This window comes from Pedobacter folensis (assembly GCF_056490665.1).
Map to the genome: position 1 here is coordinate 63,810 of NZ_JBWJIF010000006.1, position 20,223 is coordinate 84,032.

General features: G+C 39.7%; 12 protein-coding genes. 2 read left to right on the plus strand and 10 right to left on the minus strand.

The genetic code is table 11. From position 1 onward, the window contains the following. Positions 1–109: 109 nt before the first annotated feature. Together AC04QZ_RS24315 and AC04QZ_RS24320 are read left to right on the plus strand one after the other, a co-directional pair. Positions 110–808 (plus strand): NUDIX hydrolase, encoded by a 699-nt coding sequence (locus AC04QZ_RS24315; RefSeq protein WP_086549285.1) that lies wholly within the window; start codon positions 110–112, stop codon positions 806–808. Positions 809–935: 127 nt separating this feature from the next. Beyond that, on the plus strand, positions 936–1,466 hold the full coding sequence (locus AC04QZ_RS24320; protein WP_478359801.1) for an OmpA family protein: 531 nt from the start codon (positions 936–938) through the stop codon (positions 1,464–1,466). A 120-nt stretch (positions 1,467–1,586) separates the two neighbouring features. Here the strand turns inward: AC04QZ_RS24320 and AC04QZ_RS24325 are convergent, their stop codons facing one another. The 10 genes from AC04QZ_RS24325 to AC04QZ_RS24370 all read right to left on the minus strand — a co-directional run bounded on the left by AC04QZ_RS24325 (position 1,587) and on the right by AC04QZ_RS24370 (position 20,214). Next, a complete protein-coding gene (locus tag AC04QZ_RS24325) occupies positions 1,587–2,444 on the minus strand; it encodes a glycoside hydrolase family 16 protein (RefSeq protein ID WP_478359802.1) in 858 nt (285 codons plus the stop codon). Between the two features lie 98 nt (positions 2,445–2,542). Further along, entirely contained in the window at positions 2,543–4,288 is a 1,746-nt protein-coding gene (locus AC04QZ_RS24330) for a RagB/SusD family nutrient uptake outer membrane protein (protein WP_478359803.1), read from the minus strand. A 12-nt stretch (positions 4,289–4,300) separates the two neighbouring features. Next, on the minus strand, positions 4,301–7,390 hold the full coding sequence (locus AC04QZ_RS24335; RefSeq protein ID WP_478359804.1) for a SusC/RagA family TonB-linked outer membrane protein: 3,090 nt from the start codon (positions 7,388–7,390) through the stop codon (positions 4,301–4,303). Between the two features lie 30 nt (positions 7,391–7,420). Next, on the minus strand, positions 7,421–9,124 hold the full coding sequence (locus AC04QZ_RS24340) for a RagB/SusD family nutrient uptake outer membrane protein (RefSeq protein WP_478359805.1): 1,704 nt from the start codon (positions 9,122–9,124) through the stop codon (positions 7,421–7,423). Between the two features lie 4 nt (positions 9,125–9,128). Further along, a complete protein-coding gene (locus AC04QZ_RS24345) occupies positions 9,129–12,215 on the minus strand; it encodes a SusC/RagA family TonB-linked outer membrane protein (protein ID WP_478359806.1) in 3,087 nt (1,028 codons plus the stop codon). Between the two features lie 282 nt (positions 12,216–12,497). Further along, positions 12,498–14,333, minus strand: coding sequence for a glycoside hydrolase family 35 protein (locus AC04QZ_RS24350; protein WP_478359807.1), 1,836 nt, complete (start codon positions 14,331–14,333; stop codon positions 12,498–12,500). Positions 14,334–14,442: 109 nt separating this feature from the next. Further along, positions 14,443–15,564: a glycoside hydrolase family 43 protein gene (locus AC04QZ_RS24355; RefSeq protein WP_478359808.1), complete on the minus strand. Its 1,122-nt coding sequence runs from the start codon at positions 15,562–15,564 to the stop codon at positions 14,443–14,445. 85 nt (positions 15,565–15,649) lie between these two features. Further along, positions 15,650–16,897: a DUF2264 domain-containing protein gene (locus AC04QZ_RS24360; RefSeq protein ID WP_478359809.1), complete on the minus strand. Its 1,248-nt coding sequence runs from the start codon at positions 16,895–16,897 to the stop codon at positions 15,650–15,652. A gap of 12 nt (positions 16,898–16,909) precedes the next feature. Then, positions 16,910–18,043 (minus strand): glycoside hydrolase family 88/105 protein, encoded by a 1,134-nt coding sequence (locus AC04QZ_RS24365; RefSeq protein ID WP_478359810.1) that lies wholly within the window; start codon positions 18,041–18,043, stop codon positions 16,910–16,912. Continuing rightward, positions 18,043–20,214, minus strand: coding sequence for a glycoside hydrolase family 43 protein (locus tag AC04QZ_RS24370; protein ID WP_478359811.1), 2,172 nt, complete (start codon positions 20,212–20,214; stop codon positions 18,043–18,045). Before AC04QZ_RS24370 ends, AC04QZ_RS24365 begins: the two co-directional genes overlap by 1 nt. Positions 20,215–20,223 lie beyond the last annotated feature (9 nt).

A 20,223-nucleotide genomic window follows, 5' to 3' on the forward strand; every position in this document is an offset into this window, starting at 1 on the left:
ACGCCGCTAAAATATAAAATAATTATTAATTGTCAAAATGACAATTAATAATTATTTTTATATTCGTGAAAATTTGAACATATTAAGCCCTTTAAAATCCCGGATAAAAATGATTGAATATTCCAGACAGCCACATTATCTTGTTGCCGTTGACTGCATCGTATTTGGATTTGATGGAGAACATCTTAAAATTCTATTGGTTAAACGAGGTTTAGAGCCCGAAATAAATAAATGGAGTTTAATGGGCGGTTTTGTAGGCGCTGACGAAAGCCCGGATGATGCGGCAAACAGGGTGCTCAAGAAAATGACCGGTTTAGAAGGCGTTTACCTAGAGCAGATGCAAATATATGGAGAGCCTGCCCGCGACCCTATTGAACGCACATTATCTGTTGGCTATTTTGCTTTAATTGATATCCATAAATATGAAACACAGCTGAATGACGATTATGAGGCCGAATGGTTCCTGATTAATGACAGGCCAAAACTTATTTTCGATCATGACCAAATGGTTGCTGACGCCAGAAAAAAACTAAGGTATAAAGCTGCCCTTCATCCTATTTTGTTCGAGATGCTGCCGAAAAAATTTACGATTCCACAATTGCATATTCTTTTCGAGGAAGTAAATGATACTAAGATTGATACCAGAAATTTCAGCCGTAAAATTACCTCTACCGGACTATTGATTAAGATGGCTGAAAAAGACAGAACAGGATCTAAAAAAGGGGCATTCTATTTTAAACTAGATAAAAAGAAATACCATGCTAATTCGCAGGCCTTCTTAAACTTAATGCCAAATTTAAAGGTTTAAATCTTTGTTAAAATTTAAAAATCAATTTCAGAAATATAACTTCTTCTAAAAAACGTCGTTATAGCTGTAATCATTTATTAGTATGTTTGGGCAACAAACACACAATAAACTTAAATTAATTTTAAACATGAACATTACCAAAAACCTTTTATTTAGTACGCTCCTAGCTTTGTTTACCCTTACCATGTATGCTTGTAAAACAAAAAAACTGGTTGCAAAACCAGCGCCGGCACCCGTTGAGAAACCAGCACCTCCGGTAGAAGAGAAAAAAGCAGCACCTGCACCGCAGAAAGAAGAAACCCCGGCTCCCGTTGAAAAGCCAAACTTTAATTTAGATAATATCCAGTTTGAGTTTAATTCTTTCGTACTTAAAACATCATCATTCTCTATTTTAGATAAAGCTGTTGCCGAAATGAAAAAATCGCCAAACACAAAATTCATTCTTAACGGCCATTCATCTGCCGAAGGCACACCAGAGCACAACATGCAACTTTCTGTTGACCGTGCAAACGCAGTAAAATCGTACTTCATAAACGCAGGTTTAAGCGGAAATAATTTCACAGTTGTTGGTCACGGCGAGAAAGAGCCGATCAGCAGCAATACCAGCGAAGAAGGCAGAATACTGAACAGAAGGACTGAAATAAAAGTTCAGAATTAATTCTTTTTAAAACAACAAAAAGAGCCATGGTTTAATTTCCATGGCTCTTTTTGTTTCGAATAAACGTATCAGGTTTTAAAAACCTGATAGGTTTACACAGGATGACAATTGGAAAAGCATTTATTTCTGATAAACCCTAACGTAATCTACTTCCATTCTGTTGGGGAATTTAGTATCATTTAACAATCCACCGTTCATACCACCCATGGCCAGATCAAATAAGATATAATGCTGTTGTTTAAAAGGATGAAAATCGGAGCCATCATCATTTTTGAGGTCGCTTAAATTGGTTTTATTCAGGAGTATCCCATCTACAGATAAGCTAATGGCTTCGCTGTCCCAATCCATACGCCAGATATGAAACGCTTCTGCCCATTTTTTTCCACCCAATTCGGTTATGGTTTTGGTATTGCTAAACCATTTTGGCTTTCTATTGGCGCCTAAACTAGCAATATTGGCCAGTAATTTTCCGCGGTAGTATTCCATAATATCAATTTCGCCGTTGGCAGGCCAGCGGCCTTTTACACCAAGTGTCCAAAATGCCGGCCAGAGTCCATCCGAGATATCAATCTTTCCCCTCATTTCGAATCGTCCATACTGCCAGCTCTGTAAACCTTTGGTGATGATACAGGCAGAAGTATAGGTTATGTTTTTAGGTTTTTTACGCCAATCGTTGCTTCCTTCTACATAAAGCGGATTAGGTTTCACTTCTTTCCTTGCTTCAATAATCAGCTTGCCATCTTTGCAGAAAGCATTTTCTGGCTGGTACCATTGTAATTCTTCATTACGCACAAAACCTTTTTCATAATCCCAATTGGCCGGATTTGGCGCTCCATCTTTTTCAAACTCATCACTCCAAACCAGTTTATAACCTTCTTTAGCATAAAGGTTTGAAACATTTTGATTCTTTTTGATCGCACAGGATTGCATGAAAATGGCTAACAAAACAATAAGAGAGAATGAGATTCTATTTTGCATGGGTAATTTCTTAATTATAGTACAATTTAACTAAAAACTTAATTTAAAAAATACCGGATCGCCAAAAAAAGACGACCCGATACACTAACCATATCAAATTAATAGCCGGGGTTTTGAAGCATTGAAGGCATCTTCGAAACTTCCGACTGTGGGATTGGCATTAAATAATGTTGTGGGTTAAATACATGCTGACGGATGGTATTCACCACCTGATAGGTATACACATTCCCTGTTTTGGTAATATTAATCGCTTTATTAAAACCATTGTTTACATCAACCGCAATTTTCCATCTTCTAATGTCGTTCCAACGGTGATCTTCATTCATTAGTTCAATACGGCGCTCATTCTGAATCACAGCTCTCATTTCATCAACGGACATATTAGCCTTTAAACCATATAAATTATCGCTACCTGCAGTTATGCCTGCGCGTTTACGGATAGCCACTAATTTTGGATATGCCAGTGCTGTTTGTCCGGTTTCGTTAATGGCTTCGGCATAGTTTAATAAAATTTCTGCATAGCGGATTAACGGCCAGCCCCTTTCGGTATTGAAAGAACTGTTGCTCGAAATATTCTCATCGCACATTTTACGGGCATAATAACCCGTTGTGGTTGGCCCGGTTCCGTTAGACGTATAACCATCAGTTGGAGCGCCATTATAAGTATTTACCACAATTTTAGTACTGGTTGTGGTACTGTAATATAGCGATTGATTGTAAATAATCGAATACCCGAATCTGGGATCGCGGTTTGTGTAAGGGTTTGCGGCATCATAACCAGAAGTAGGGTCGGTAATTGCTTTTCCATTTTTCATTGGGAAAGCAGCAGCCAGTTGCTGTGTTGGCGTAGAGTTTTTTGCCCCTCCCCTTGATGGTGGATTGTAATAACCTTCAAAATCGCGGTTAGATGGCCTGTTAAAGGTGAAAATATATTCAGAATTAACCCTTTTTAAGAACACATTGTAAAAACCGTAACCCGGAGCAGTAACATTATCTTCAAATAAACTGTAGGTACCGGTATTAATCAGTGCTTCTGCCGCGTCGGCTGCTTTTTGCCAACGGGCTACGCTATAACTCGGATAACTTACAATTGGTTTTACAGCTGCCGAAGCCTGTGCTATAGCACCACCATTAAACAATGGACTGGCAGCATACAATAAAACCCTCGATTTTAATGCCAAGCAAGCTCCTTTTGTTGCCCGCCCATAATCCTGCTCTGCATAGTCGGCAGTAACGGGTAAAGTATTGGCCGCAGCATCGAGCTCAGAAGTAATGTAATTAACGGATTCGTCAAACGATGACCGGGGAAGATCGATCACATCGGTAATGCCATAAACATTATCTCCTTCAAGCGGTATCCCACCAAAATTGATCAGCAGTAAATGATAATACCATGCCCGCAGGAATTTCAGTTCGCCGGTAATGCGTTTCTTTTTTGCTTCTGAAAGTGGAATAACAGGCAATTTAGATAACATCAGGTTTACCCTACGGATATTGGCGTAAGGAGTTGTCCAAAAATCGGGTAAACCACCCCCACTCCAAAAATTGGTTGGCGAAAGTGTTCCATTGTACATGATTACCGCGTTCTGGGTTGGCCCTGAATAGGCGTATTCGGCATCATCAGTAGCCATTTCGGTATTTCCGTGGCTGCTAAAGCGTCCTTTTGCAAAACTATAAGATGAAGCACTATAAATCTGGGTAAGAAAGCGGATAGATTTTAAACTATCTGAAAACACCGAAGCTTCAGTTTCTCCTGTATCTGCTTTGCTATCTAAGAAATCGCTATTTTTTTTACATGCTGCTATTGAAGCACATAAACCTATCATTAATATTATTTTTTTCATGTCAATCAATTATCAAAACGTAACACTTAAACCTAAATTGATCATTTTTTGCGGTGGATATTTAATCCTGTCCTGCCCTGAATTCGATTCCGGATCGAATTGATAACGTTTATCCAAACTCGACCAGGTGAGGAGGTTATATCCGTTGATGTAGGTACGAATGTTCTGCACTTTTAATCTTTCAGTCAGCTTTTGAGGGAAATTATAACTGAACTCTGCATTTTTCAAACGGAGGTAATTTCCTGATACCAACCAAAATGTAGATGGATAAGCTGAAGGACTGCTTAAACCAGGGCTTAAAGAAAGCAATGGATATTGTGCTGCATCGCCAAGTGCTGGAGTCCACGAGTTTTGGTGGATCGAAGTTAAATTAGAGGCAAATGCCTGAATGGCTTCTGCTACCCCACGAACATTAAAGTTGGTTGCGGCCTGGAACAATAAACTTAAACCAAAGTTTTTATAATTGGTCCGAAGTTCCAAACCATAATTTGTATTGGGCAAATTCGGATTTCCGTTTATAGACATATCGTAACCATCAATTTTACCATCACCATTTAAATCGGCATATTTTAAATCGCCAATTCTAGGTGCAGTTTGAGGTACAGGACTTGAAGCAATATCGGCAGCAGAAGTGTAGAAACCAATCCACTGATAAGTTAAAATCTGACCGATACTAGTTCCTGTAAATGCCTGATAAGGATAAGCTGGCAAAGGTTCATCACGATAGAGGATTTTATTTTTGGCCAATGAGTAGTTTGCCCTCACAGAGAAATCGACATTTCCGATTTTATCCCTGTAGCTGATCTCGATCTCACCACCCTGGTTTTGTACTTTACCTAAATTTACCGGCGGCAAGCCCACACCAAAAATTGATGAAACTGTTCCTCTTGAAGTTAAAATATCGCTCCTTACATTATGGAACAAATCGATAGAACCTGTGATCTTGCTTCCGAACAAGCCAAATTCCATCGCCACATCTGCTTTCTTTTCTTTTTCCCAGCTTACATCATCATTACCCAATGTACCTTCTGAAAGTCCGGTTTGTGTATTATCTGAATAACCGAACGATGCATTGCCTCCATTGCTGTAATTTTGCTGATAGTAGTAGTTAAAGCCATCACCAATGCGGTCGTTACCTACAATACCATAAGAACCCCTAAATTTTAAAAAATCGATAAATTTTACATTGTCCTTCCAGAATTTCTCGTTCGACACCACCCATCCGGCAGATGCCGCAGGAAAAAACCCATACTTTTTCTTGCTCACAAAACGATCTGAGCCATTATAGGCTGCATTAAACTGAAATAAATATTTATCGGCATAATCATAACCTACACGGCCGGTATAACCTTTAAAGTTGTTAGGCACAAAATTATAAACTGCGTTATCATTATATTTAATGACGGTATTGATATTGGTTAATGCCGTTCCGTAAACATGGTGGCTGTTAAAACTTCTATCGTAATTTAATATGGCTTGAGTAGTTAAGTTTCTGATGGTACTGCCTGCATTGTAGCCGATAAAATACCTTCTTACGCGGTAAATATTCGGATCTCTGGGTTCGTAAGTATTGTTGTCTGAATTGTAGATAAAAGATGGAAACTGATCTCTCGTCATACTTCTGGTATAATCGTATGTACTGGCATAAGAAAGCACACCTTTTATCGAAAGTCCTTTGGTAATAAAATCTAATTTCTGGTTCACATTGGCTACTAAATTCATGTTATTACCATATTTGCGGTTATAACCGTAATGTGTAATCCTTCCCACAATGTTATTCTGATTGTAGTTTGGATTCTCATCTCTTTGCCACTTACTATAACCAAAAGTTCCGTCAGGATTATAAACCGGGTAGTTAAATGGCGCCAGCGAAGCGAAACTTACGTAATCGTAAAAAATATCGTTATAACCAAAAGCACTACCGATGTTATTGGTATTGGTTACGCCCAAATTACCATATAAATCAATTCGGATATCCATGGTATTGGTTGCCTTAATATCCAGATTTGAACGGTAATTGTACCGGTTATAGTAAAAGTTAGAATTTACACCTTGTTCTTCCCCATAATTCCGCAACATACCATCCTGGTATAAAAAGCCTGCAGAAACAAAGTATTTTACTTTTTCTGTACCGCCGGAGATATCGAAATTGCCTTTTAGCTGACTGCTGAAATCCTTGAATAAAATCTTTTTCCAATCGTTGTTCGGGTGACCGTAGGGATCAGATCCGTCCTGATATTTCTGCAGATCGTTTTCGGTAAATCTTGGTGCCAAACCATCATTTGCCTTGGCCTGGTTATATAATTTTGCCGATTCGTAAGCATCTAAAAACTTAGGCATAACTGTAGGCTGCATTACACTATATTCGCTTCTAAAAGTAATCTGTGGTGTACCCAGTTTCCCTCTGCGTGTGGTTACCACCACTACCCCGTTTGCACCCTTGATACCATAAATTGCCGTAGTTGCAGCATCTTTAAGGATACTGATGTTTTCTACCTCGTTGGCGTCGATGGCTGCAAACTGCTCCGGACTGTATTCAATATCATCTACAATGATTAAAGGTGTGGTAGAACCACCATTGTACGAACTGATACCCCTGATAAAAAATGTTGCACCATCTGATCCCGGTGCACCAGAACGTTGTTGAGAAAAGAAGCCCGGTAACCTGCCCACCAGGGTGTTTTGTAAACTGGCAGACGGATTTTGACGGATATCAGCTCCTGTTATGGTACTCATGGATCCGGTTAAGGTTATTTTTTTCTGTTTACCGTAGCCGATAACCACCACCTGCTCTAAACCCTGTACATCATCTTCTAACTGCACATTAACGGTTTTTCTGTTGCCAACCACGACTTCTTTTGGTGTAGCGCCAACAAATGAAACCACTATGATACCGCTGGTTCCCTTTAACCTAAGGGTATAATTTCCCTTTGCATCGGTAACCACCCCATTGGTTGCCAAGCCCTTCTCTTTCACAGAAGCGCCTGATATGGGGCCTGTAGCATCGCTAACGGTTCCCGATACGACCTGGTTTTGTGCCATAACCAAATTGGAGGTTAAAAGCACAAGCAACACCAGTAAATATTGATATATATATTTCATGTTATGATCTTATATTGGATTTGTACTGATTTACCAACCTTCGTTTTGAAGCAGTTGACTGTTTTTGGTTGTTTCGGCATACGGTACCGGCATGTGGTAGAGTTTATTGGTAAAAATGGAAGTCACTACCGGAATATTCTCGTACGTAAAAGTGTTATTGGCATTTTTGGTGATTTTGGTTCCATTCAATGCCCCACTAAGAACGGTTGGTGCAATTTTCCACCTGCGGATATCCCAGAAACGGTGTTCTTCAAAAGCCAGCTCTACCCTTCTTTCATTCATAATCAGTGTTCTCATACTCTCCTGTGAAATTCCTACCGGAATACCATAACGCGTGTTTGCGCCTGCTGTTATTCCTGCCCTGGTACGTAAAAGGATAATCTGCTTAACGGCATCTTCTGTTCTACCTACCTCATTTAATGCTTCAGCATAATTCAGTATAATTTCGGCATATCTGAAAATGATGAAGTTGTGCGATTGGTTGGTATAGGTACTATTGGTAGCAAAATTCCCCATAAACTTGCGCAGGTAGTAACCTGTTCGGGTTTGTACAGTTGTTCCACCCGGCTTATCCAAACCACCCTCGTAGGTTTGTACCCCTCGGTTCAGCCAGTTTACGCCATTATAAAAAATGGTATAATCTAACCGGAGATCTCTATTGGTGTAAGGCGCCACCGGATTGTAACCTGATGCCGCATCGTTAATGGGCAAGCCATTCCTCATGGTAAACGCATTCACCAAATCTGCCGTTGGACTTGTTCTACCATTACTTAATGCAGGTGCTCCATAACCAGATGGTGCATTGGTGGTTTCGATACCCGTATTTACTGCAGCCTGTTTGCTCAGGATAACTTCAGTATTTTTATTGGTTAAAAACACATTGTTGAATACCGGCTGTAACTGGTAATAATTTAAAGCATTGAGTTCTACTGCAGCATCAATTACTTTTTGCCAACGGCTAGCGTCAGCTGTTGGATAACCTGTCAAGACTTTTAATGTTCCGTTTGATTCTACACCGCCACCATTGTACAATGGACTTGCCGCATACAAATAAGCCCTGCATTTTAAGGCTATTGCTGCTCCTTTCGGAATCCTGCCCCAATCAGAAGTGGTATAATTTGCACCTGTTTCTAATCTTAAGCTGTCTTTAACTGCATCACATTCGCTAATGATATAATTTATGCAATCAGCAAAACTGTTTCTTGGCAATTCGAGGTTATCTTCAAGCGTGAAAACCTTGTTACCGATTAACGGAACGCCACCATATCTTTTCAACAGTTCGAAATATAATAATGCCCTAATGTACCTGGCCTCTGCCCTCCAATATTGTTTGGTCAGCGCAGCAATCGGCACCACATTAATATTGGCCAGAAAAATATTGGCTGCCCTAATGCCATAATAACTATTTCCCCAATAAGGATCAGGATTGTTGAGCGTACTTATCCTGCCATTTGTAAAATATTCTACCTGGGTATTGTTTCTTGACGGAATGGCATCTCCGGAGGCTGCATCTAAAAAATCACCATCTATCCGGTTAAAACCACTCGGTATATAGTTGTATACACTGTTTAAAAAGAAACCTGCCACAGTTCCGTTTTTATCCTGATCATCCCAAACTAAATCTGCCTGGATCCAATCGCGCGGCTCGGTTTCTACCTTTTTACATGAGGTAATGGCCATAGCCACCTGAAAGCCAAATAACGCCAGTATGATATATTGTTTAAAATTTTTCATGTGATTAAAGTTTAATGTTGATACCCATGTTGATCGATCGCTGAATTGGATAGCTTCCATTGTACACCTCCGGATCTACTCGATCATAAGCGGCAAGTGTTACTAAATTGGTCCCATTGCCAAATACCCTGATGCTCTGCAGACCTATCTTCCTGGCCCAATGGTTTGGAATGGTATAACCTACCTCAACATTTTTTAAGCGTGCATAATTGCCCGAGTGTTGCCAGAAAGTAGAAGTAGCTTCGTTATTGATATTTGTACCAATCGATAATCTGGGCATTGTAGCGGTACCTGCCGTTTGAGGCGTCCAGCGGTCGAGATTTTGTTCCCAGGCCTGTCCGAAACCATTATTTTGAAAAGCCCACTCTGTATTTCCGCTCAGGTAAATGGTGCGGTTCATCGCACCTTGTATCAATGCACTAAAATCGAATCCTTTAAACTGGAAACCTAAGTTTAAACCATAATAGAACAATGGTTTTGCATTCCCGATTGCGGTTTGATCCAGCTGGTTGATGATCCCATCACCATTCAGATCGCGGTATTTAATATCTCCAGGCTGTGCGGTATAACCTTCCAATTTAGCGCTGCCATTTACTTCAGCAGTATTTTGGAATAAACCATCGGCGATGTACCCAAAACGCTGACCAACGGCTTGCCCTGTTCTGGCCATCCAAGGGAAAGGTTGGTTCACCTCATTCTGGTAAAGCACTTTGGATTGTTGTAACCCACCGGTAGCGGCAATGTAATAGCTAAATTCATTCACCGTTTGCTGGAAATTCAATTTAAAATCCCATCCGGTATATCTGCTCTGCCCAATATTTTCTAAAGGGTAGTTCTGCCCGATAAGTGCAGAGTTTTTACCTCTTTGCATCAACAGGTCATAATATTTATCACGATAATATTCAGCCGTAAAACTGAGCTTGTTATCTAAAATCGCTCCCTGTAAACCTATATTAAACTTGTTTGCTTTTTCCCATGTAATATTCGGATTGGCTAAAGGTTGTTCATAAATACTGGTATTGGAACCTGGAGTAGCGCCAAAATAAGTAGCTGCTCCATCAAAATACCTTTGGATGTACACAAAGTAACCAGGATTATCGTTCCCCGTTTTGCCGTAAGAACCATATAGTTTTAAGCTGCTCAGCCATTTGGTATCTTTTAAAAAGTTTTCTTTATTGATGTTCCAGGCTAAAGCCATAGCCGGAAAAAATCCATACTTATAATCACCTGATGGCGGATAATAATTAGAACCATTGTATCCAAAAGCCAGATCGGCAACATATTTCTCATCGAAATTATACGATGCCTTTCCCGAAATCCCCTGTACGGTATAAGGAAGATCGGAACCCGTAAATGAGTTATCGTGGTTAGCCAATAAAACAGCACTTACGCCATGTTTGTTAAAATTACGGTCGTAACCAAGTGTTAGCTCCTCGTAATCTGAATGGCCCTGGTAATTAATGCCTGTGTAGTTATTTTGTGTACCAATGGTACCATATTGCGTATAAGCTTTGGTAGTTGGATTATAGAAAAAACTGGCAAACGATTTCTGTCTGTAAGTATTTTCAGATAATGTTGCAAAAATTGATGCTTTAGCTTTTAACCAAAGACCTTTTGTAATTTCATCGAATGTTCTTTTTAAGAATAAATCTGCTGATACATCTCTTTTATAGGTACCAACATAACCAGAAGCAATGGCCTGAGCATAAATATTGTTCTGATAAGAAGATGTTGTTGCGAAACTTCCATTTGGATTATAAACCGGATATGCGTTCGCAGGAGTTGCATAAATGGAATTCAAAATCGATTGTGAACCAAAACCGGCTGAATTTGCGGTATAACCAGACTCATTTCCGTTAATTAAACGTCCCATTAAATTAATACCTGCCGATAGTTTCTTGTTGATCTGCAGATCGACATTAGAACGGATTACATAACTTTTGTAGGTATTGTCTGTATCATAGGTGTTGAGGTCTGAATTTTTAAAAAGTCCGTTTTGATCTACATGCTCAACAGCGACAAAGTATTTCCCAAAATCGTTACCGCCCGATACATTTAAGGTATAATGATTAAAACGTGAAGTGGGTTTAGTTACCAAATCTTTCCAGTCTACATCGGGGTGGCCTTGCGGATCACTGCCTGTTTGGTAAGCCTGTAAATCGGCAGCAGTATAAACCGGAGTTAAACCATCATTTACCCTGGCCTCATTGTATAAAGTGGCGTATTGAAATGAATTTAAGCCTTGTGGAAGTTTAAGTGATTTTTGAAATGCAGTTTGCGCAGTAAATGAAATGAGCTGTTTTGCTTTGGCGCCCCTTCTGGTGGTGATTAAAATTGCACCACTTGCACCTTTTACACCTAACATTGCTGTTGAAACGGCATCTTTCAATACGGTAATCGACTCGATCTCTTCCATATTAAAAATGGTAAGCGGTCTTGGTATACCGTCGACAATAACTACCGGGTTTTGTCCTCTTAGCGACATTGTAACGGCATCAGAACCTAAAGAACCGAGCGAAAGTAATGAAGCAGTTCCATCAGTTCGTCCTTCGGAACCTAATCTGCCCGAATTTTGATTGGTATATAAACCTGCTAAACGACCCGTAATGGCCGATTTTATAGAAGTTACCGGCGTTTTGGTTAAATCTGTGGTATAAACAGCATCAGTTGCCATGGTAGATAACGATTGCTTAACCGTTTGATCATAAAGTGTTCTCACTGGCTTTAGTGCAGCAACTCCAGGGTTTTTACTGCTCACCACAATCACATTTTGGCCTTTCCTAATCTCAAGTTTTAATACCAATGCATTTGAAGCATAAACTTCAATCAGATCACCAGTGCCATAGCTTAATGGAGCAATACCGTTGATATCGGTAACAGCACTGGTTTTATTCTTTGTATTAACAAGCTTAGCACCTACAAGTGGGAGCTGATTTTCATCAACAAGGTAGAGCGATGGGGCCTTTTGCAGTGTATCAATATGCTGCTTAAAACTCAGGACAAGTTTAGCCTCGTTGGAAGCTTGTGCCGGGATAATTTTAAACAGCAATAAAAACACAACTGAAAATTTCAGGAGTAATTTTTTTTGCATACTAGGGATGGTTGGTTAAAAAATTCTGCTCAGGTGAGCGGGTTTGTTTAATGGTTATTTAAAGAAAAAAATTAGTTAGATGTTTTTCAGTAGTCGTGATGTGCTTTAAAAAAAATGTCGTTTGTTTTTGCTCATATCTTATTGGTTTTATTATTTGGTTGTAACAAAGTAACCATAAAAAAACCCCTCAATTGAGGGGTAATACGGTAATTAATAGGGGTTAAATTGTTACTTTTTGCCAAATTTAGGCCTTTAACACCAATTTTTAAGATTTTTAAACGTTTAATCTACGTTTAATTTTTTAAGTGTATTTAAGATTGGTTGATCAATTGCTTTTAAAATATTTTGATCGGGTTTAAGTAGTTCCAAAACTGTAATATCATTCTTGCCTTTTTTTAACCATTCCTGAGGAACATAAAGCGTTTGTTGCGGACCAATTGCCCAGTACTTTCCTAAATTGTGTCCGTTAACCCATACGACGCCTTTTCCCCAATCGGTCATATCTAAATAAGTATCTGCAACAGTCGAAATCTGGAAGGATCCTTTCTGTAATGTTGGCCCGTTTCCATTTGCTTTTGATGGACTAGTAATGGTCAAGCGATCGTTGCTAAAAGGAAAGCCATAGATCGACCAGTTTTTAACTTCGGCACCATTAAAAGTTACCTGTTCGGTAATTCCTTTTTTATTCTCTAATAAATACTTTCCAAAGTTTACCCGTCCCATATTTTCAACAAAAATATCGAGCTGTACCTCTCCTGCCGGAAGATCTAAAGACAGGGTGTTTTGGTTTAACCTGCGGTCTAAAATACCTGCCCTTTTTTGGTTGATAAAAATCAGCGCATAATCGCGTAATTGTTTAAGCTGCAATTGGCCTTTTTTCCCGCCCTGAATGGTGGTGCGGTATAACACATAGCCATAGTCCTGCTTAAGGTCTTCAAAAGTTAAGGGCGTGATATTTTTCACAGCTTTTGGCAGTGCATTAAACAAAGTAACTTTACTGGTTAGTTTAAAAGGCGCAATCGCGATACTTGGTTTAGCTGCAGGGATTGGTGGCAAACTTTGCCCTGCCGGAAGATGTTTTTCGATTACACTTCTAAAAGCCCTGAATTTATCGGTTACGTTCCCAGCCTCATTTAAAGGCGCGTCGTAATCATAACTACTGGTTTGTGGTTCGTATGGAGAAATATCCTTGTAGTTAGCACCATTCATAAAACTGCGGGTTGTACCGCCATGAAACATGTACATGTTGATCGAAATGCCCGCTGCTAAAACAGCATCTAATTTTTTGGTGTATTGCACAGCAGGAACGGTGTGGTGCGCTGTTCCCCACCAATCGAACCATGCAGGGTACCACTCCGCTATAAAATACGGACCTTTGCCATCATGGTTTTCATTTACCAGCTGCCTGATTTTTGCCGGATCATCGATCCCGTTTACTGCGGGTAATAAACCAGCTAAATGACCGTCTTTTACATCAGCAGCCGGATCGCAGGTATAAAGCAATCCATCGAAGCCTGCCTCGATAAACATTTTTCTGTTGATATCTAAATAATTTTTATCAGCAGCATAAGAACCGTATTCGTTCTCTACCTGCACCATAATGATGTTACCGCCATGGTTAATCTGCAATGGGGCCAGTTGTTTCCCTACCTCAAGGATATATTTTTTATACTCATCCAGGTATTGTTTTTCGGTACTTCTTACTACAAGGCCTTTTTCATTCTGTAACCAATATGGGTAACCGCCAAACTCCCATTCAGCACAAACGTAAGGACTTGGCCTTAAAATCACCCAAAGTCCCTCCTGCTGGGCAATTTTCACAAATTCGGCGATGTTGTTATTGCCGGAAAAATCGAATTTTCCTTTTTGTGGCTCATGCAGATTCCAGAACACGTAGGTACCAATGGTGTTTAGCCCCATGGCTTTGGCCATTTTCATCCGGGCCCGCCAGGCTTCTTTTGGTACACGGGGATAATGTAACTCGCCAGAAATTATCTGGAAAGGTTTATCATCCAGCAAAAAATCCGATTCTCCCAATTTAAACGTGTGTTTGGCTTGCTGGCCAAAAGCGGTTAAGGAGAAACACATCGCCACCAACCATAATAATTTTACTTTCATTTTGAACTGTTTTTTTTGATGACCTGGATTTTTTAGGCAAAAGGGTTCCTAATTTGCGTATTTCTCCGCAATCCATCATCTGGGTTTTATATAAAAATTTTGTTTTTCTCTACTTTTTAAACACGCTCAGATTCCATTCGTCTGCCCAGTTTATCGAAATTTTATCGCCTTCAAATTTGATCGGCAACCATAAATAACGGCCATCGATGGCATTTTTGGGTTCCCATTTATCGGCCATAAAAATAAACTCTCCTTTTTTGCCCGGGGCAGGAAGTACATGTGTGCTCTGACCGCCGTAGGTTAATTTAGCACCCTCGCCCTGACAAGGGTTCCCCATATACGTCCAGGGACCCCAGATGGAATTTGATTTAAACCATCGTGCCGGATTTGGTGCCCAGCCTGTACAACCCGAACCAACCATGTAATAAACGCCGTTTTTCTTAAATAAGGCTGGTGCTTCTGTTTGTTGCCCCACATAAATCCTGATAAATTTTCCGGTGTGGCCTAAATAATCGGGGGTTAATTCTGCTAAATGAAGCGTAAAATTCTCTTCTGAAGAAAATATGTGATAAGCTTTTCCGTCATCATCTACAAAAACAGTCATATCTCTGGCCATCTGTCCACCAGCTAAATCCCTACAGAAAAAACCATCGCTCTTATTTGCTGGTTTTTCGCAATTTACCTGATCTTTTTCTGGTGTTCCTTCAGCATAGAAAGGCATTTTACCTGGATTTGGGCGGTAACTTTTGATAAAAGTATATGGCCCTGTTGGGCGATCGGCCACTGCAACACCTGATCTTGCCGCTGCATAACCTTTACCCAAAAGCTCCAGGTGAAACCACATCACAAACTTTTTGGTTTTTTTGTTGTATACCACTTTTGGACGCTCCAGAATACAACCTTTAGCAATATCACTTTTCAGGTCTTCAGAAACCGGAAGTGCAATACCTTCATCTTTCCAATTGTATAAATCTTTTGAAGAATAACAATGTACACCTACCTGCGCTGTATTTCCTTTTTCGCCTTCAATTTTATGCTCTCCAAACCAATAATAGGTTCCTTTATATTCTACAATGCCACCACCGTGTGCATTAATATGAACGCCTTTATTATCTTTCCAAATTTTTCCTGGCGTAAAAGAAGTATAGGCCTGTTGTGCTGAAATGTTTCCGTTTAGCAACAAAACAAAGGCGATAAATCCTAAAACAAAACTGATTCTCTTATTCATCATGTTAATCAATAATTTTAATGTTTTAAAGATGGAATTTACATAACATCTTCTTAATTATGTAGTTATCTGATATTTAATTAATTAGTTATTTTAAACTTGCACTGTGATCATTTTCAAAATTTTCTCCACTCCAGATTTTTTGCGCACTCCATTTCTCTGCAGCGTTTGCCCAAAAGGGATCCGTTTCTGACAAGCCCAATGGCAAAAAGATATTTGAAGCGATGTAAGGACTACCCTGGTTGTTATAAAAATCGCCCAGATTGGGTTGATCACCATATAAACCAATGGTTAACCAACCGTTTTTATAGGTACCAGGACTTTCTAAAGTTTTTTTGATGACGGCGGTTAAAGCGCAACGGACCTGTGCCGGACTTAACTGTTTTGGTAATGCCTTTCTCCAGGCCATATCGGCCAAATGATGAAATGCTGCACCACGGTAAATGATAGAACGACCAGTTGCAGGATAAGTGCCATCAGCATTGATTAATCGCTCCTGAATTACCGCATATCGTTCGTTCCGCTTTTTAATTTTATCGAACATTTCTTTATAACTGTTCGTTTTAGCACCAATGATATTGGCCAAAGTAGCCAGATAAGGGTGGATAACATAACTGTTGTAATAATCGAAAGCGAAGGATGTTCCATCGGTGTACATGCCATCCCCTGTATACCATTGCTCCATTTGTTGCAAGGCATAATCAACCCGCATGGGATCCCAGCTGTAACCAAATTTGGCCAGAAAAGCTTCGTTCATAGCAGAGAACAATAACCAGTTAGAAAAAACAGGCTTAAATCTTCTGGTGGTAATGATCGATTTCATCATCAGCTCCTGGTTTCTCTTATCCAGGTTTTCCCATAACCAGGGCGCACGAACCAGCGCCAATGCGACATAAGACGCATCTACCAGTTGCTGCCCGCCGATATCGAAATTCATAAAATCTTTGGCATTTGAATCCAATGCATTTTTTAACCCTTGAAGCGCCCATTCGCGATATTGTTTACGTAAAGCCACTTCTTCTGCCGAACCTCCTTCTAACTGTAACCATGGCGCAATACCACTTAAAACCCTGCCCAAAACCTCGACATATTGTACCTTAATGCGGTGTTCTTTATTATCAATATGGATAGAGGTAGCCTTAGGCATTGCAATCCGCAGGCTATCTTTAGCCAGGTTATATAAAACAGGTTTCACCATCTTATCCATTTGCTGCAACCAGAACTGCCTGTCGGTTAAAACTGCGCTTTTGGTGTTTTTGGCTTTCTTTTGTGCAAATACAGTTCCGCCAATCAATGTGATGAGTATAGCTGTAATGCAGATATTTCTTAATTTCATTTGTGTTAAAATTTAATTTTTATTCGATAAATAGCGGTACATTTCGCTTCCTGCCAATAAAAAGGCCCCCACACCAAAATTAGCAGTAGAATTTACATCAACCACCTGACCCGGAATGGCTTTCTCCCCTATCGGTTGTACATAACCCAGTTTACCATTAGGTTGTAATGCGGTTTTGCTTAGGTATGCCCATGCTTTTTGTGCTGCAGGTAAGTATTTTTTTTCTTTTAAATAGCCATTGTTAATCCCCCATAGCAAACCGTAAGTAAAAAAGGCTGTACCACTGGTTTCTGGTCCCGGCGCGTGTTGCGCATCGAGGATGCTTCTGGTCCAATAGCCTTCTGCCTGCTGGCTTTTAACAATTGCTTTGGCCATATTCCGGTACTTGGTTAAATATTCATTGCGATGCGGATCGTTAAGGGGCAGATCTTTCAACACTTTCGCCAAACCTGCAAATACCCAACCATCACCCCTTGCCCAAAAATCTTTTTTACCATTGGCACTTTTATGTTTTGGATAAACATATTTGGCATCGCGATAATAAAGTTTTTCCTTTTTATCGTACATGATATTGTTGGCATACCTAAAATATTCGTACAGTTTATCCAGGTATTTTTGATCGCCAGTTACCTTATAAAGTTTGGTCATCACTGGCATTACCATGTACAAGCCATCAGCCCACCACCAATAATCGCTGTTTGGTGTACTCATTTCGTATTGCATCACCTCTTTTGCCCTTGCAATTTTATATTCTTCGGGTTTTAAGTGATAGAGATCGATATAGGTTTGAAAGCAGATTTGCCAATCGCCAAACAACACATATTCATCTGTTTCGCCGTATTTATATTTCCATTTGGATTTATCGGTCGATTTTGCACCCATCCATTGGTTATGAACGGCCCAGTCTTCTGAATATTTACGGTAAGTTTCGTTTCTGGTAATTCCGTAAAGTTCCATATTCCCGGTATGGTAAGCAGCATGATCCCAAAAAGCACGTACTTCGGGTTTATTGTTATTTTGCCAATAGGTATTTGCGCGGTTAAGCATTTCGAGCACTTCTTCTTTTGAAAGTGCAGGTTGTGCATTTACCACAATGCTGCTAAAAAACAACCATAAAAAAAGGGCCTGATATAATCTTAATTTCATTAGTGTATGGGTTTAATGCCGTTTACTGTTGGTACTACAGGTTTAATGGTTCCATCTGCGTTAAATTCCATCTTATCGATGCAAACCTCGCGGTTATACCCTGCAGCTCTTCCCATCGAAATGCCTTTTGGCCTGGTAAAGCGATGGTAAACCATGTACCATTCGTCTTTTCCGTTGACTTTGATCACGCTGTTATGCCCTGTGCCGTAAATACCTTGTGTTACATCTTTGGCCAGAATCAGGTTATTTTCCGGAATGGTTATTTTACCCGTAGGTGAATCAGAAAAACCATAACGTACCCTATAATTTTCGCTCCGGGTATCATCTTCCGACCATAAGAAGTAATATTTTCCATTGCGATAAAAAACTTCCGTACCTTCTCTAAAACCGTTGTTTGGCGTAATGATTTTAATCGCATTGGTATCAATCGAAACCATATCGTCATTTAATGGTGCAACCGCCATATAACCATTTCCCCAATAGAGATAACTTTTATGTGTTTGAGGATCGTTAAACACATCCGGGTCAATCTCCTGACCACCTTTAATCCCTTTTGGTTTACCAGAAATTAAAGCCTTTCCACTGTCCTTAAACGGGCCCGCCGGATCATCAGCAACAGCAACTCCAATTTTCTGGGCCGCTGTAAAATAATAGAAATACTTGTACTCACCATTAATCTTTTTTTCGATGATGGTAGGTGCCCAGGCATTCTTTTTTTCCCAGGAAACGTCTTTTTCAAGGTCTAATATTTTGCCTTCATCTTTCCAGTTCACCAGATCGGTAGATGAAAAACTTTTAAAATAGGTGCCGCTCCAATTCGTAAAACCATCACTGGTTGGATAGATGTAATATTTCGAAGTTTTATTGGAATATAAAATTTCAGGATCTGCATAATAACCTTTTAGCACAGGATTATTAGCTACGGAAACGTTTACCTCGTAAGTTTTAGCTTGCTGACCGGCAATGTTTAGCTTAATTTTCACAGGACCTTTAGAAAAATCGAGTTTTCCTTTTGGTGTAATGCTGATTTGATTAAAGGTATTAAACTGCGGATCGAAAGCCTTTAAATCTGTCCCATAGTTTACAGGCAAATCAACTTTTTGGTTTACACTATCTAAAACCATATTATTTTGATTGATGGCCTTATTTTCTGCACTAAGCAAAACAGACCCGATGCTGTACCACTGATGGAGCAACCGGTTTAACTCTTGTTGATTAATTGGCAAAATAGTGCCATGCCGAGGGTGAAAATCCATCGTAATATCCTGATCCACTACACTAAAATTTGCCAGATCTTTGCTTTCGGTAAACTGATAGCGGCCTTTCATGTACACATCGTACATCAGGATATATTCGTCACTCTGGTTCAGTTTAAAAACGCCCGCTCCTTCAACCGCTTCTTTGGTTTGCTGCAAATATTTATCCTGCAGCACATAACCTGTTGTTAGCTGATCAGAAACCGCTTTTTTAATGCCATTACCATTACCTTCTGTTTTAAAGAACAGATTGTATTTTCCTTTATCGTAGATAATATCTCCATCAATACAAGAGCCATTGGTTGGACTAAAAAAGAGCTGCTTCGGAACGGTTTCCAGGTCGGTAAAATCAGCATTGGCGTAAGCATAATAAATTTTATCGGGATCATCGCCATGTTTCATCGACCAATAAACCATATATTTTTTGGCAATTTTATCATAAATGGTCTGCGGTGCCCAAACGCGGAGTAAATTTTCGTTATTTGGAAAACGTTTTTGAATATTAACCACTGCCGATGTCCAATGGATCAAATCATTCGATTTCAACAATACCATGGCTCTGTTAGCATTCCATCCATTTGCTGAAACCATATCGGTAGCCACCATATAAAAGGTTTTGCCATCCTCACCACGTAAAATATGTGGATCGCGTACACCTCCGGTACTGCTGATCTTTTCAGAAGAAATAACCGGATTATTATTATTTAAGGCTTTGAAGTGGTAACCATCGGTGCTTACAGCAAAACGGATTGCTTCTTCTGCTTTAGCGTTGCCGGTAAAATAGGTAAATAAATAAGCTGTGTTTTCTTTGGATGCCCCGGTCGTTTTTTTGCTTTGTGCCTGTACCAGATTTACGGATACCATAAACAAAACAGCAAGCAGGGAAAAGTTATATTTTACAATAGGATATTTCATTTCAACATT

Bases quoted from the DNA above. Each gene is read 5' to 3' on its own strand.
- AC04QZ_RS24315 (WP_086549285.1), top strand. From the start codon at position 110: ATGATTGAATATTCCAGACAGCCACATTATCTTGTTGCCGTTGACTGC.
- AC04QZ_RS24320 (WP_478359801.1), top strand. From the start codon at position 936: ATGAACATTACCAAAAACCTTTTATTTAGTACGCTCCTAGCTTTGTTT.
- AC04QZ_RS24325 (WP_478359802.1), bottom strand. From the start codon at position 2,444: ATGCAAAATAGAATCTCATTCTCTCTTATTGTTTTGTTAGCCATTTTC.
- AC04QZ_RS24330 (WP_478359803.1), bottom strand. From the start codon at position 4,288: ATGAAAAAAATAATATTAATGATAGGTTTATGTGCTTCAATAGCAGCA.
- AC04QZ_RS24335 (WP_478359804.1), bottom strand. From the start codon at position 7,390: ATGAAATATATATATCAATATTTACTGGTGTTGCTTGTGCTTTTAACC.
- AC04QZ_RS24340 (WP_478359805.1), bottom strand. From the start codon at position 9,124: ATGAAAAATTTTAAACAATATATCATACTGGCGTTATTTGGCTTTCAG.
- AC04QZ_RS24345 (WP_478359806.1), bottom strand. From the start codon at position 12,215: ATGCAAAAAAAATTACTCCTGAAATTTTCAGTTGTGTTTTTATTGCTG.
- AC04QZ_RS24350 (WP_478359807.1), bottom strand. From the start codon at position 14,333: ATGAAAGTAAAATTATTATGGTTGGTGGCGATGTGTTTCTCCTTAACC.
- AC04QZ_RS24355 (WP_478359808.1), bottom strand. From the start codon at position 15,564: ATGATGAATAAGAGAATCAGTTTTGTTTTAGGATTTATCGCCTTTGTT.
- AC04QZ_RS24360 (WP_478359809.1), bottom strand. From the start codon at position 16,897: ATGAAATTAAGAAATATCTGCATTACAGCTATACTCATCACATTGATT.
- AC04QZ_RS24365 (WP_478359810.1), bottom strand. From the start codon at position 18,043: ATGAAATTAAGATTATATCAGGCCCTTTTTTTATGGTTGTTTTTTAGC.
- AC04QZ_RS24370 (WP_478359811.1), bottom strand. From the start codon at position 20,214: ATGAAATATCCTATTGTAAAATATAACTTTTCCCTGCTTGCTGTTTTG.